Here is a 14,356-nt window from a genome sequence, read left to right on the forward strand (position 1 = left end):
TTTAAAAATTAATTATATCTAAATTTATTCGGCAACTTCGGTTACGTTATCGTCTTGTAAGTTTTCATCGACACTTTCTGATAAAACTTTGCAAACCGATGCTATTTCATCGTTACGTTTTTCCAAGTTTATTAATCTTACACCCTGTGTTGCTCGTCCCATGACTCGTACGTCGGCTACTTTCATTCGTAGAGTAATGCCCGATTTGTTTATGATTACCAAATCATTTTCATCTGTTACGCATTTAATCGCTACCAAACAGCCTGTTTTATCGGTAATATTCAGCGTTTTTACGCCTTTCCCTCCTCGGTTTGTTATCCGATAATCTTCTATAAGAGAGCGTTTTCCATAGCCTTGCTCCGAGACAACCATGATGGTTTCTTTTTCGGGATCGTTTACACAAATCATTCCTACCACTTCGTCGCCATTATTGTCAAGGGTCATACCCTTTACACCTGTTGCATTACGACCCATTTCGCGTACTGCACTTTCATGGAATCGAATAGCGCGACCGTTTTTGTTGGCGATAATTATTTGGCTGTCTTCCGTGGTGAGACGCACTTGTATAACTTGATCGTCTTCCCGAATCGTAATCGCGTTTACTCCATTCTGTCGAGGGCGTGAATAGGCTTCGAGTTTTGTCTTTTTTATTACACCTTTACGCGTACAGAATAGTAAGTTATGAGACATATTGTATTCGGGGTCTTGTAATTTTTTTACCCGAATGAATGCGTTTACCTTGTCGTCGGACTCTATATTGAGCATGTTCTGAATGGCTCGTCCCTTTGAGTTTTTAGCACCTTCGGGGATTTCATAGACTTTCAGCCAATAGCATTTACCCTTTTGGGTAAAGAACAACATATAATTGTGCATTGATGCTGGATAGATATACTCGATGAAATCTTCTTCACGAGTATTGCTTCCTTTTGCTCCGACTCCTCCTCGATTTTGAGCACGGAATTCGGACAGAGGAGTCCGTTTGATATACCCCATGTGCGATATGGTGATAATCATCTCGTCGTCGGCATAGAAGTCCTCAGCATTGAACTCTTCCGAGGAATAAATGATTTCTGTTTTACGTTCGTCGCCATACTTCTCTTTTATTTCGAGAAGCTCGTCTTTTACCACTTTCATACAAACAGACTCATCGGCGAGAATTTCTTTGTAATAGGCAATCATTTTTTCCACCTCGGCGTATTCATTTCTCAGTTTGTCTTGATCCAAACCGGTCAACTGTCCAAGACGCATATCTACGATGGCCTGAGCTTGTTTTTCGCTTAACGAGAATCGCTCCATTAAACGTGTCTTGGCTTCTTCACGAGTCCGTGATGACCGAATCAGTTTAACGACTTCGTCTATGTGATCGGATGCAATGATAAGTCCTTCAAGAATATGCGCCCTTTCTTCGGCTTTCGCCAGATCGAAACGAGTGCGGCGAATAACGACTTCGTGGCGATGATCCACAAACGCCTCTAACAGTTGTTTTAGATTTAGTGTTTGAGGACGTCCGTTTACCAAAGCAATATTATTGACACTGAAAGAGGATTGCAAGTCGGTCATTTTGAATAATTTATTTAAAATAACGCTTGCATTGGCATCTCGTTTTATTTCGATAACGATTCTCATTCCGGCTCGGTCGGATTCATCGTTGATGTTGGAAATACCTTCTAACCGTTTTTCTTCCACCAAATCGGCGATTTTCTTAATCAATTCCGACTTATTGACGGCATATGGTATTTCAGATACGACGATGGTCTCCCGCCCTGTGGTGCTGTCTACTTCAATCTCGGCTTTTGCCCGAATTACAATTCGGCCCCGTCCTGTTTCGAAAGCATCTTTTACCCCTGCAAAACCATAAATAATACCTCCTGTGGGGAAGTCGGGAGCCTTGATATATTGCATCAGGTCTTCCACCGTCAATTCTCTGTCGTCGATTAGGGCGACAGAAGCATCTATACATTCCGACAGGTTATGAGGGGGCATATTCGTTGCCATACCCACAGCAATACCCGAAGCTCCATTGACTAGTAAGTTGGGGATTCGGGTCGGCAAAACAGTTGGCTCTTCTAATGTGTTATCGAAGTTTGGAGTAAAATCGACCGTATCTTTTTCAATATCTCGAAGCATCTCTTCTGCGATACGAGAAAGGCGAGCTTCGGTATAACGCATGGCAGCAGGGCTATCGCCGTCGACAGACCCGAAGTTACCTTGCCCATCGACCAAAGGATAACGTAAAGACCAGGGTTGCGCCATACGCACCAATGCAAAATATACCGACGAATCGCCATGCGGGTGATATTTACCCAGCACATCTCCCACGATTCTTGCTGATTTCTTATAAGGCTTATCCGATGTGTTACCCAATTTGTCCATACCGAACAGAACTCTGCGGTGTACCGGTTTAAAACCATCTCTTACATCGGGTAAGGCACGAGCTACAATCACCGACATAGAATAATCGATGTAGGCCGATTGCATCTCTTGTTTGATGTCTATTTTTAAAATTCTATCTTGATCAATCATTTATTTTGATGAAAATTGGTTATACAAATTATGCTGTTTAGCGTACAAAGATAACCATTTTTTGAAAAATCGAGATACCAAATTCAAGAAATAATCTTTTGTGAATAGGAATTTTCGGCATATTATTTGTTATATATAATAAACTAATAAATACCCGCCATTATTCGGCTTAAAGGTGGTATATTTGCTAAATCAATAAAAGGAGACAGATTGTTTATGGAAAGAAACTTCTCACAACATGTTAAGGAAATTCTCGGTTATAGCCGGGAAGAGGCTGAACGCCTCCAAAATTCCAACATTGTTCCCGAGCATTTATTGTTAGGAATTATACGTGACGGCGCAAATCGTGCTGTCGATGTATTGGTCGGGCTCGGAGCTTCCCTCCGAACACTGAAAAGTTCATTGGAAAATGAACTGTCCGCTTCCAATAATCACATGGAACAAACGAATGAGTTGACTATTAGTAAAAGCACAGATAGAGTTTTAAAGATGAGTATGCTTGAAGCTCGATTTATGAAAAGTTCGGAGACAGACACCGAACATTTATTGTTGGCTATATTGAAAGAGCCGGACTCTTCTGCTGCAAAAATTTTAAACACGAATGACATAACTTATGACGAAGTGGCAGCTTTTTTAAAAGGTAATGAGAAGCCGGATTTCCCTTCGCCGAGCATGGGCGCCGGATTTACGGACGATGATGACGACGAATTGGAGGAAGACCGAAATTATCGGAGGGAACAGCAAAGCGGAAATAGTACGACTGCTCAGCGTAGTAATAATGAAACTCCCGTATTGGACAACTTTGGGACCGATATGACAAAGGCTGCCGAAGAAGGTCGGCTCGACCCTGTTGTCGGACGTGAAAATGAAATTGAACGATTGGCACAAGTATTGAGCCGAAGAAAAAAGAATAATCCGGTTCTTATAGGGGAACCCGGCGTAGGAAAATCTGCAATAGTAGAAGGTCTTGCTTTGAGAATCGTGCAACGTAAAGTGTCGAGGGTGCTATTCGATAAGAGACTTGTCTCTCTCGACATGGCCTCGATTGTAGCAGGAACAAAATATAGAGGACAATTCGAGGAGCGTATAAAAGCAATTCTAAATGAGTTGTCGAAGAATCCGAATATTATTTTATTTATCGACGAGATTCATACTATTGTCGGTGGAGGTGGAGCCACAGGGTCTCTTGATGCTGCCAATATGTTAAAACCGGCTCTTTCGCGGGGAGAGATTCAGTGTATCGGAGCTACAACACTCGATGAATATAGGAAAAATATAGAAAAAGATGGTGCTTTGGAACGCCGTTTCCAAAAGATTATGGTCGAGCCTACAACTCCCGAGGAGACTCTGCAAATCCTCAATAATATAAAAGGTAGATACGAGGATCATCATAATGTCACCTATACCGATGATGCATTGGAGGCGTGTGTCAAATTGACAGACCGTTACATAAGTGACCGTAATTTCCCGGACAAAGCCATTGATGCATTGGACGAAGCCGGGGCGCGAGTGCATGTTTCTAATATTATTGTCCCCAAAGAAATCGAAAGTTTGGAGGCTCAAATAGAGACTTGCCGGGAAGATAAAATAAATGCTGTTAAATCCCAAAACTATGAGCTTGCGGCGAGTTTTAGAGACAAGGAAAAAGAATTGCAACTTTCCCTTGAATCGGCGAAAGCAAACTGGGAAAGGCAGATGCAACAACATAGAGAGATTGTCAATGAGGAAAAGGTTGCCGAAGTTGTCGCTATGATGACTGGTGTCCCGGTGCAGCGTATCGCACAAGCTGAGGGAAATAAACTTTTAGCTATGTCGGGAGAGTTGAAGCGCGAAATTATCGGGCAAGATGATGCTGTCGATAAAATTGTAAAAGCGATACAGCGAAATCGTGTAGGATTAAAGGATCCGGGGAAACCTATCGGCACTTTCATGTTTTTGGGCCCTACGGGTGTGGGTAAGACTCATTTAGCAAAAAAATTGGCCGAATACTTATTTGACTCGAAAGATGCTCTTATCCGAATAGACATGAGTGAATATATGGAGAAATTTACTGTGTCCAGACTGGTCGGAGCCCCTCCGGGATATGTGGGATATGAGGAAGGAGGACAGTTAACGGAGAAAGTGAGACGCAAACCCTATTCGGTTGTGCTGCTCGATGAAATAGAAAAGGCTCACCCCGATGTCTTTAATCTATTGTTGCAAGTCTTAGACGAAGGACGCCTAACCGATAGCTTGGGGCGTAGAATCGATTTTAAGAATACGATTCTGATTATGACATCTAATATCGGTACGCGTCAATTAAAGGATTTTGGACAAGGAGTAGGATTCTCGACTAATACTGTTTCGGAAAAGGATTATTCGAGGGGCGTTATACAAAAGGCGTTGAATAGAGCTTTCTCTCCCGAATTTTTAAATCGTATCGACGATATTGTAATGTTCGACCAATTGGATAAAGAATCTATTTTCAAAATTATCGATTTGGAACTAAGCGGATTTTACAAACGGGTGGAAACACTGGGTTATCATCTGACTATTACCGACGATGCCAAAAACTTTATTGCCGAAAAGGGGTATGATATTCAGTTCGGAGCACGACCTCTAAAACGGGCCATACAGAAATACCTCGAAGATGAACTTGCCGAAATGATTATTCGGGCGACGGTTCAAGAAGGTGATACTATTGTCGTTGATTTTGATAAGGAGAATCAGAAGATCGTGTCTTCGATTCATAATTCCCAAACGAAATGACAAATAATAGTTGAATAAGTCAAAATGTCAGACTCAAAGAGTCTGGCATTTTTTTTGAAAAATCATAGTCAGAAATTTAAATGATAAAAATATACAATTATGCAAAAAGGTACAATTGGGGTTACAACCGACAATATCTTCCCCGTCATTAAAAAATTTTTGTATAGCGACCATGAAATATTTTTAAGGGAGCTCGTTTCTAATGCTGTGGATGCCACTCAGAAATTGAAGACATTATCTTCTTTTGGCGATTTCAAAGGTGAGTTAGGCACGATGAATGTCACAGTGTCGATTGATAAAAATAAGGGGACGTTGACTATATCGGATCGCGGTATAGGAATGACAGCCGAAGAGATAGACAAATATATCAATCAAATTGCTTTTTCGGGGGCCGAAGAGTTTTTGGAAAAATATAAAAATGATGCGAATGCCATTATCGGGCATTTCGGGCTGGGATTTTATTCTTCTTTCATGGTTTCCAAAAAAGTAGAAATACGTACATTATCCTATAAAGAAGGAGCCCAAGCAGTCATGTGGAGCTGCGATGGTTCTCCGGCTTACGAGATGACCGATATCGAAAAGAGCGAACGGGGAACAGATATTATTTTATATGTCGATGATGACAATAAGGAATTCCTTGAAGAACAACGTATCGAGACCCTGTTGAAAAAATATTGCCGTTTCTTGCCTGTTCCCGTTGTGTTTGGAAAAGAACAAGAATGGAAAGACGGGAAATATGTCGATACAGACAAGGATAGGGTCATTAATGATATGGAGCCTGCATGGACTCGGAAGCCGACAGATTTGACCGATGAAGATTACAGGAAATTCTATGCCGATCTTTATCCGGGAATAGATGAACCTCTGTTTTGGATTCATTTGAATATCGACTATCCGTTTAAGTTGACGGGAATTCTTTATTTCCCGAAAATCAAAAATAATATCGATATCAATCGATACAAGATACAATTATATTGCAACCAAGTATTCGTTACCGATTCGGTAGAGGGTATCGTTCCTGATTTCCTAATGCTTTTACAGGGTGTGATTGATTCACCCGATATTCCGTTGAATGTTTCGCGTTCATATCTGCAAAGCGATTCTAATGTAAAGAAAATATCGGGGTATATCACTAAAAAGGTTTCAGAGCGTCTGCAAGAGATATTCAACAGCGATCGCAAACAGTTCGAGGAGAAATGGGACGATTTGAAAATCTTCATCGAATATGGTATGCTGTCTGATGAGAAATTCTACGAGCGTGCTCAGAAATTCGTATTATTGAAAGATACGGAGGATAAATATTATACGCTCGATGAATATAAAAAACTGATAGAGGGCAACCAAACCGATAAAGACGGACAACTCGTTTATCTGTATGCCACTGATAAGGAAGCACAATACAGTTATATCGATACGGCTGTATCAAGAGGTTACGATGTACTATTGATGAACGGACAGCTGGATCCTCATTTCATCGGTATGTTGGAGCAGAAATTAGAGAAAAGCCGTTTCGTGCGCGTGGATAGCGATCTGATCGATAAACTAATCAAGAAATCGGATACAACTTCAAATACAGCTCTCGATGAGCAACAGCGCGATATGATGACTTCTGTTTTCAAATCGCAAATCCCTGCTATGGAGAAAAGTGATTTCTTGGTTATGTTCGAGCCCGTAGGTGCGACTGCTCAACCTATCGTTATTACGCAAAATGAATTTATGCGTCGTATGAAAGATATGGCTGCTATACAATCAGGAATGGCTTTCTATGGGGAGCTTCCCGACAGCTATAACCTCATAGTGAACACAGATCACCCTCTTTCGCAAAAGGTTATTGCTGATACCGAAAGTGCTTGTAAGAGTGAATTAACTCCTATATTGGACGAGTTGAAAACTGTCAATGAAGAAATCGAACGGTTACAAGAGGCCAAAAAAGATAAAAAGGACGATGAAATTCCCGTAGCAGATAAGGAGGCTTTGAAGCATGCTGAGGAAAAGGCAAAAGAATTGAGAGCAAAGGAATCGGATATATTGAAGACTTATGCCGACCGGACACCTTTGGTTCGTCAGTTGGTCGACTTGGCTCTGCTTTCCAATAACATGTTGAAGGGAGAGGCTTTGAGTAAATTTATCAAACGGTCGGTTGAAATGCTCTAACAAGCTATACAGATATAAAGTAATACTTTAATATCTGTTCGCAAATATAATATTGAACTGATACTTTAATAGCGAATGTGGATTGTATTAGATAGCACAATCTACATTCGCTATTTTATACTATTGATAATAAATTAATTACAAACCAAGCCACCGATAAGCTCTTTTACGGATGCAATGTTATTCCTATCGAGATATTCGTCTATTCCGTCCGCTATTTTTTCAGTTATTTGAGGATCTATGAAGTTAGCTGTTCCGACCTCTATGGCAGATGCACCGGCCAATATAAATTCAATGGCATCGGTGGCGTTCATGATTCCACCCAATCCTACAATAGGGATTTTTACGACATGGTAAGTTTGCCAAACCATACGCAATGCGATGGGCTTAACACATGCACCGGATAATCCCCCTGTAATTGTAGAGAGTACTGGCCTGCGACGATTTGAATCAATAGCCATACCCAGCAGAGTATTGATCAAGGATACAGCATCGGCGCCTTCGGCCTCGACTGCTCGGGCTATCTCGGTAATATCGGTAACGTTTGGCGAAAGTTTGACAATCAGAGTTTTAGGATAAACGGCACGCACAGCTTTTACCACAGCGGCAGCACTTTGGCAGCTTGTCCCGAAAGCCATTCCACCCTCTTTCACATTCGGGCAAGAGATGTTTAACTCAATTCCCGGAATCTTGTCCAATGCAGCGATTTTCTCTGCCGTGACGGCGTAGTCTTCTATTGAGGATCCCGATACATTTACCAAGAAATGGGTATCGATATCTTTTATGCGAGGATATATATTTTCGATGAAGTAATTGACACCTTTGTTTTGTAATCCTACTGCGTTGAGCATTCCCGAAGGCGTTTCGGCCATACGTGGATACGGGTTGCCTTCTCTATGATGCAGCGTCGTTCCTTTTACAATGACTCCTCCCAGCCGAGATAAATCGACGAAATCGGCAAATTCTTCGCCGTAGCCAAACGTTCCCGATGCCGTCATTACGGGATTCTTCAAAAGCAACCCGCCTATATTTACTTTCAAATCTGCCATTTTAGTTTTTCTATATTAAAGATAGGACCTTCCTTACATACACAAGTATTGCCTTCGATCGTATCTTCTACGCAACAGAGACATGCGCCTACGCCACAGGCCATCATATTTTCGAGAGATACTTCACAGGATATGTTTCGTTCATGAGCAAATCGGGCGACGGCTACCATCATGGGTTTCGGGCCGCAAACATACAGCTTATCGAGTTTACTATTTAACAAGGAGTGCTGAGTCACGAATCCTTTTTCGCCCAAAGAACCGTCTTCGGTGGAAATATATACATCTCCAAACTGCCGAAACATTTCATATTGCAGTATATCCTTGTCTGAACGGAATCCTAACAAAAATTTGGGGGTATAATTCCGTTCTTTTAAGTATTTACCCCAATATAGCATCGGGGCTATTCCAACGCCTCCTCCGATAAGCAATATATTCGAATCTGTTTCATCGGGTAAACTGAATGTATTACCCAATGGTAAAACTAAATTAATACTATCTCCTTGTTTCAAATCGCATAAAGTCCGAGTTCCTTCACCGGCTTTTCTTATCAATAGCCATAGCTCATTGCGAGTGGAATCGACGAAATTGATAGAAATCGGACGCCTTAAAAATGTACCAGGAGACCGGTCTACACGAACCTCGACAAACTGCCCGGGTAACATATCGGGCAACGGTTCATTATTATCGGGTTTCAATTTCAAAAGAGCATAATTATCGTGCAGTTTTGTGTTTTCAACAACCCGAAAGTCAAGAATATATTTTTTCATAAAATTATTTTAGCTGAACAAAGATAGTATAAACCCAAAAGCGAAACAAAAGTTTATCGGATTATGCAATCGTTTTATTTCTCCTTTAAAAGATAAAGACGAGTTATTCATTGTCCGGGGAAAATGTCTCGAACGTATTATCGGAGTAGAAAATCATGATTTTAGTTGCTTTTTTATTTTTTACGACCTGTTCCGATGGCTCGAAAAATGGTGCTTTTAAGTTTGTTATTTCTTCATTTTCAAGTTTATGGTCCTGCTTTTGATGAATATTAGAGTCATTTTCCCTCGAATATTTTGAAGGAGCTGTATATTCGTCCGGTTTTATTTCATTCTCCTCGGGAAATAAAGATGTTGAAAATTCTTTGGAGGGTGAGGTAATGTTTTCGGCCGGAGGTATTGTCGCCGTCAAAATCATAGGGCCTGTTCCATATAACAGCCAATAGATAGATAAGTCGGGATAGGCAGAATGTATCTTCCCAATGGTATTGATACTGATCTTCTGATTTCGTCCACCCAAAATTTGAGACATTGAAGATCTCTGTATCTTAGTTGCATCGGCAAATTGCGTAACAGATATACCCTTATACTCGATAAAACTTTTCATTCTTTCGGCAACAATTAGAGCTTCATTTTCTTCCATTTTTAGGGGTGTAAATAGATTCGTAATAATAAAATTATAGTTTACAAATGTAACAAGAATAAATAAAAAACACAAGTTTGTTTTGTAAATTGCGTGATTTACAAATGCAAATAAAACAACATGAGGTATACTTCGTAAATAGCCTTCATTGTTTACCAATAAGAATATTTATTAAAAGTATTATTTTACATTTATATATATAATTATTTAGAAATCAATATTTTATTTGTTGTATATAAAAAACAGCCTGCGTGTATCGTTCGAAATTCGAAGTTATACCTCGAATATACTTTACATTAAACATATTAAAACGTTGGTTTTTAATTATTTGTATTATATATATTGTAGATATAATAATTGTTTATATATCTCTGTACTTGGTGGATATGCAAATGTAACACCTCTACCCTTTATGAGTTACAGATTTTTATTTTGTGTGATTTTGTTTTGTGTGTCACATTTGTAAACAGTAGTTATGAATTACAAATGTAAACTGCAAGCCGGTTTATAACTCAACTTCACGAGATTTTATTTTTCTAGTACAGATGTAATCTTGTTCAAAAATATGAGAATTATAAGCCCTTTAAATCCTATTCGAAATAGATTTATATTATTGATTCAAAATATATTACAACTGTAAATAGTGTAAAAAAAGGGTCCAAATTTTATACTTTGAGCCCTTTTCTATCTTTCAAAATCGTAATATGTCGTTTTTCTTATATCTTTAATTCCGCCTTTAAATAACGAGCCGTAAAAGTATCCTGTACACAAACTTCTTCCGGAGTACCCGTCGTTAAAACATATCCTCCATTTTTACCGCCTTCCGGTCCCATATCGATAATGTGGTCGGCACATTTGATTATATCCAGATTGTGCTCAATGACTATCACGGTATTGCCTTTATCTACCAACCGGTTCAATACAGAGAGCAATACTCGAATATCTTCGAAATGTAAACCTGTGGTAGGTTCGTCCAGTATATAGAGAGTTTTACCCGTATCTCTTTTTGAAAGTTCCGCAGCCAGTTTTACCCGTTGACTCTCCCCTCCTGATAATGTCGTAGACGGCTGCCCCAGTTTAATGTATCCGAGACCAACGTCCTGTAAAACTTTAATTTTAGAAATAATAGAGGGTATATTTTCAAAAAATTCTACGGCTTGATTGATGGTCATGTCCAAAACGTCGGCAATAGATTTTCCTTTAAATCTTACTTCAAGGGTTTCTCTATTGTATCGTTTCCCATGACAGGCTTCACAAGGCACGAGTACATCGGGCAGGAAATTCATTTCGATAGTCTTATATCCATTTCCTCCGCAAACCTCGCAACGTCCTCCCGGAATATTGAACGAGAATCTCCCCGGTTTATAACCTCGGATTTTGGCTTCCGGCAATTCGACGAACACGTTGCGTATGTCGGCAAAAACACCGGTATAAGTGGCCGGATTCGATCGAGGCGTTCGACCCAGCGGCGATTGGTCGACCGTTACGATTTTATCGATGTTTTCCAATCCTTCTATTTTCTCATAGGGTAACGGATTTTGCAAAGAACGATAAAATTTTTGACTAATGATAGGTTGCAAAGTCCCGTTAATCAAACTTGATTTACCACTACCCGAAACTCCTGTGATACAAATGAATTTTCCCAGAGGAAATTCGACGGTCACATTTTTTAGATTATTTCCGGTAGCTCCTGATAGTATTATCTTTTTTCCGTTTCCTGTTCTCCTTTGGGAGGCAAATTCGATTTCTTTTTTACCGGTAAGGTATCGAGCCGTAAGAGTGTCGGTTTTCAACATTTCTTTCGGCGTACCGGCGAAAACGATATTTCCTCCCAGCCGTCCAGCCCGAGGCCCCAAGTCTACAATATAATCGGCTTCGAGCATCATTTCCTTATCGTGTTCTACCACAATAATCGAATTCCCCATATCCCTTAATTCTTTTAAAGACTGAATCAATCGGGTGTTATCCCGTTGATGAAGTCCTATACTGGGTTCATCGAGAATATAAAGGACATTAACCAATTGAGATCCTATTTGAGTCGCTAATCTTATCCGTTGGCTTTCTCCACCCGACAATGTGGCAGAAGCTCTGTTCAGGGATAAGTAATCCAAGCCCACATCGACGAGGAAATGGAGTCTGTTACGTATTTCTTTGAGAATCTCGGCCGCAATTTTACGTTGCTGAGAAGATAAATATTCCTCTACATGATTTACCCACTCGTATAATTCCGAAATATCCATATCGGCTAGATCGGCAATATTTTTTCCTGCGATTTTGTAATGTAAAGCCTCCTTGTTCAGGCGATGTCCTTCGCATAGCGGGCATGTAGCTGTCGTGACGAATTGTCCGGCCCATTTTTGAGCTTGCGATGAAGCGTCGCTTTGCTGTTGAATTTCTATATATTTTATCAGACCGTCGAACGATAAAAAATAGTTCGAGGTTCCCAGCGATTCATTTTTAATTTGCAAACGCTCGTCTGTTCCGTTCAGTATATCGTCCAACGCTTCTTCCGGAAGATTTTTGATAGGGGTTTTCAAACTACTGTCGTATTTTTCACAAATTGCGGCGATTTGCCAAAATATCAACGAATTTTTATATTTGCCAAGCGGAACGATTCCTCCTTCATAGATGGATTTTTCGTCATTCGGGATAATTTTGTTTTTGTCAATTATATTGACATATCCCAGTCCCTTACATTTCGGGCAAGCACCTTGTGGGGAATTGAATGAAAAGCTATGAGGAGCAGGTTCACTATAAGACAACCCGGTTTGCGGGTCCATCAATGTTCGGCTGTAATGTCTTATTTCTTGTGTCTCTGCATCGAGAACAATCAGTTGGCCATCTCCTTGTTTCATCGCAGTCTTGACACTTTCCTGCAAACGCCGTTCATCGTCTTTATCCACGATCAGTTTATCGATTACCAGTTCGATGCTGTGGTTTTTATAACGGTCGAGTTTCATTCCATGCGTTATTTCCCGTAGCTCTCCGTCGATTCTGACCGTCAAATAACCTTTTCTCCGAACTTGCTCGAACAAATCTTTATAATGACCCTTACGGTTACGAACCAATGGAGCGAGGATATAAGTTTTCTTATTCTGGTATAGGTCCATTATCAGAGAAATGATTTTCTCCTCGGTATAACGAACCATTTTTTCCCCCGATAAATAAGAGTATGCTTCCCCTGCCCTCGCAAACAGCAACCGAAAGAAATCGAATATCTCCGTTGTTGTCCCTACGGTCGAACGAGGGTTTTTATTCGTCGTTTTTTGTTCTATGGAAATAACAGGACTCAATCCGGTTATTTTATCTACATCTGGGCGCTCCATACCTCCGAGCATATTCCGTGCGTATGCTGTAAAAGTCTCAATGTAACGCCTTTGCCCTTCGGCAAAAATAGTATCGAATGCCAATGACGATTTGCCGCTGCCGCTTAATCCTGTAATAACGGTGAGACTGTTCCGAGGAATATTGACATCTATATTTTTAAGATTATGGACACGAGCCCCATATACTTCAATTTGTTCTTCTGCTTTCATTTTTTGTCGATCACCCACTCTTTTTTATAAGTAGTAAATTTACGTTTCGTATAATACAAATCGTCTTTCATCGGTATTTTTATATAGTAAACTTTTCTGGACTTATCCGGTAAGAAACGGGAACGAAGCCACGGGTTGGCTTCTTTTAATTGGGCATAAGAAACGCCCTTAGATTGAGCGAATACGGCTAGGTCGTTAATCGTGGTATCTACTTTTATTTCCGAATATCTGATTGGTTGATAGAGTTGTTTGGCTTTTAGTTTGTATCCATATTTTGCCGGAGAAGAAAATATTTCTTTCATGGCTAAAATGCGAAATACATAACGAGATGTTTCTTCGTTTAACCATAAATCGAACGATCGATCGGCCAGCTGTTTTTCCAATTCGGTCGATATACGTCCCATACCGGCATTATAAGATGCTGCGACAGTCGTCCAACTACCGTATTTTTCATAAGCATCTTTCAAATATTTGCAGGCTGCGCGAGTGGACTTTTCTATATGATAGCGTTCGTCTATATCGTTATTTACTTCTAGTCCATATTCTCTTCCCGTACGAGGCATAATTTGCCAGATACCAACGGCTTTTGCCGGTGAAACGGCTCTTGGATTCAAGGTACTTTCAATAACGGCCAAATATAAGAAATCGGTCGGGACTTTCTCTTCTTTCAATATAGGTTCCAATATGGGAAAATATCGGTTGGCTCGTTTTATGGCTAATGATGTAGACGAGTGCATATAACATAGCGTGGTGAGTTCCCTGTCGAATCGTTCATACATATCCAGACGATCCAGATCTACAAGCTCATTTGCGAATTTCACTTGTAGTGGAAATTCGGGAACGATTACATCGGAAAATTCTTTTGTCGTATTTGCATACCCTTTAATGAACAGCGGTGTATACAAAAATAACAGTACAATAAAAAAATACCTCTTTGGC

8 protein-coding genes are annotated in these 14,356 nt (G+C 40.2%); 2 read left to right on the forward strand and 6 right to left on the reverse strand.

Features of this window, described 5'->3' with window-relative positions; translation table 11 throughout:
- Window positions 1–24: 24 nt before the first annotated feature.
- The gene (gene gyrA / locus HMPREF9448_RS07770; RefSeq protein WP_008862047.1) at window positions 25–2,523 is read right to left on the reverse strand and encodes a DNA gyrase subunit A; all 2,499 of its coding nucleotides are present in this window, start codon (window positions 2,521–2,523) and stop codon (window positions 25–27) included.
- A 216-nt stretch (window positions 2,524–2,739) separates the two neighbouring features.
- Here gyrA and HMPREF9448_RS07775 point away from each other — a divergent pair, with 216 nt between their 5' ends.
- Both HMPREF9448_RS07775 and htpG read left to right on the forward strand, forming a co-directional pair.
- Window positions 2,740–5,271, forward strand: coding sequence for an ATP-dependent Clp protease ATP-binding subunit (locus HMPREF9448_RS07775; RefSeq protein WP_008862048.1), 2,532 nt, complete (start codon window positions 2,740–2,742; stop codon window positions 5,269–5,271).
- Between the two features lie 99 nt (window positions 5,272–5,370).
- Window positions 5,371–7,425: a molecular chaperone HtpG gene (htpG, locus tag HMPREF9448_RS07780; RefSeq protein WP_008862049.1), complete on the forward strand. Its 2,055-nt coding sequence runs from the start codon at window positions 5,371–5,373 to the stop codon at window positions 7,423–7,425.
- A 134-nt stretch (window positions 7,426–7,559) separates the two neighbouring features.
- Here the strand turns inward: htpG and HMPREF9448_RS07785 are convergent, their stop codons facing one another.
- The 5 genes from HMPREF9448_RS07785 to HMPREF9448_RS07805 all read right to left on the reverse strand — a co-directional run bounded on the left by HMPREF9448_RS07785 (window position 7,560) and on the right by HMPREF9448_RS07805 (window position 14,322).
- On the reverse strand, window positions 7,560–8,474 hold the full coding sequence (locus HMPREF9448_RS07785; RefSeq protein WP_008862050.1) for a dihydroorotate dehydrogenase: 915 nt from the start codon (window positions 8,472–8,474) through the stop codon (window positions 7,560–7,562).
- Window positions 8,462–9,241, reverse strand: a complete 780-nt coding sequence (locus tag HMPREF9448_RS07790; protein ID WP_008862051.1) for a dihydroorotate dehydrogenase electron transfer subunit — start codon at window positions 9,239–9,241, stop codon at window positions 8,462–8,464. Before HMPREF9448_RS07790 ends, HMPREF9448_RS07785 begins: the two co-directional genes overlap by 13 nt.
- A 103-nt stretch (window positions 9,242–9,344) precedes the next feature.
- Entirely contained in the window at window positions 9,345–9,881 is a 537-nt protein-coding gene (locus tag HMPREF9448_RS07795; protein WP_118687188.1) for a helix-turn-helix domain-containing protein, read from the reverse strand.
- A 716-nt stretch (window positions 9,882–10,597) separates the two neighbouring features.
- A complete protein-coding gene (gene uvrA / locus HMPREF9448_RS07800; RefSeq protein ID WP_040296036.1) occupies window positions 10,598–13,417 on the reverse strand; it encodes an excinuclease ABC subunit UvrA in 2,820 nt (939 codons plus the stop codon).
- Window positions 13,414–14,322: a lytic transglycosylase domain-containing protein gene (locus tag HMPREF9448_RS07805; protein WP_229033622.1), complete on the reverse strand. Its 909-nt coding sequence runs from the start codon at window positions 14,320–14,322 to the stop codon at window positions 13,414–13,416. The genes uvrA and HMPREF9448_RS07805 overlap by 4 nt, the downstream gene beginning before the upstream one ends.
- Between the last annotated feature and the right edge of the window lie 34 nt (window positions 14,323–14,356).

Source organism: Barnesiella intestinihominis YIT 11860, assembly GCF_000296465.1.
GTDB lineage: Bacteria > Bacteroidota > Bacteroidia > Bacteroidales > Barnesiellaceae > Barnesiella > Barnesiella intestinihominis.

Bases quoted from the DNA above. Each gene is read 5' to 3' on its own strand.
- gyrA (WP_008862047.1), bottom strand. From the start codon at position 2,523: ATGATTGATCAAGATAGAATTTTAAAAATAGACATCAAACAAGAGATG.
- HMPREF9448_RS07775 (WP_008862048.1), top strand. From the start codon at position 2,740: ATGGAAAGAAACTTCTCACAACATGTTAAGGAAATTCTCGGTTATAGC.
- htpG (WP_008862049.1), top strand. From the start codon at position 5,371: ATGCAAAAAGGTACAATTGGGGTTACAACCGACAATATCTTCCCCGTC.
- HMPREF9448_RS07785 (WP_008862050.1), bottom strand. From the start codon at position 8,474: ATGGCAGATTTGAAAGTAAATATAGGCGGGTTGCTTTTGAAGAATCCC.
- HMPREF9448_RS07790 (WP_008862051.1), bottom strand. From the start codon at position 9,241: ATGAAAAAATATATTCTTGACTTTCGGGTTGTTGAAAACACAAAACTG.
- HMPREF9448_RS07795 (WP_118687188.1), bottom strand. From the start codon at position 9,881: ATGGAAGAAAATGAAGCTCTAATTGTTGCCGAAAGAATGAAAAGTTTT.
- uvrA (WP_040296036.1), bottom strand. From the start codon at position 13,417: ATGAAAGCAGAAGAACAAATTGAAGTATATGGGGCTCGTGTCCATAAT.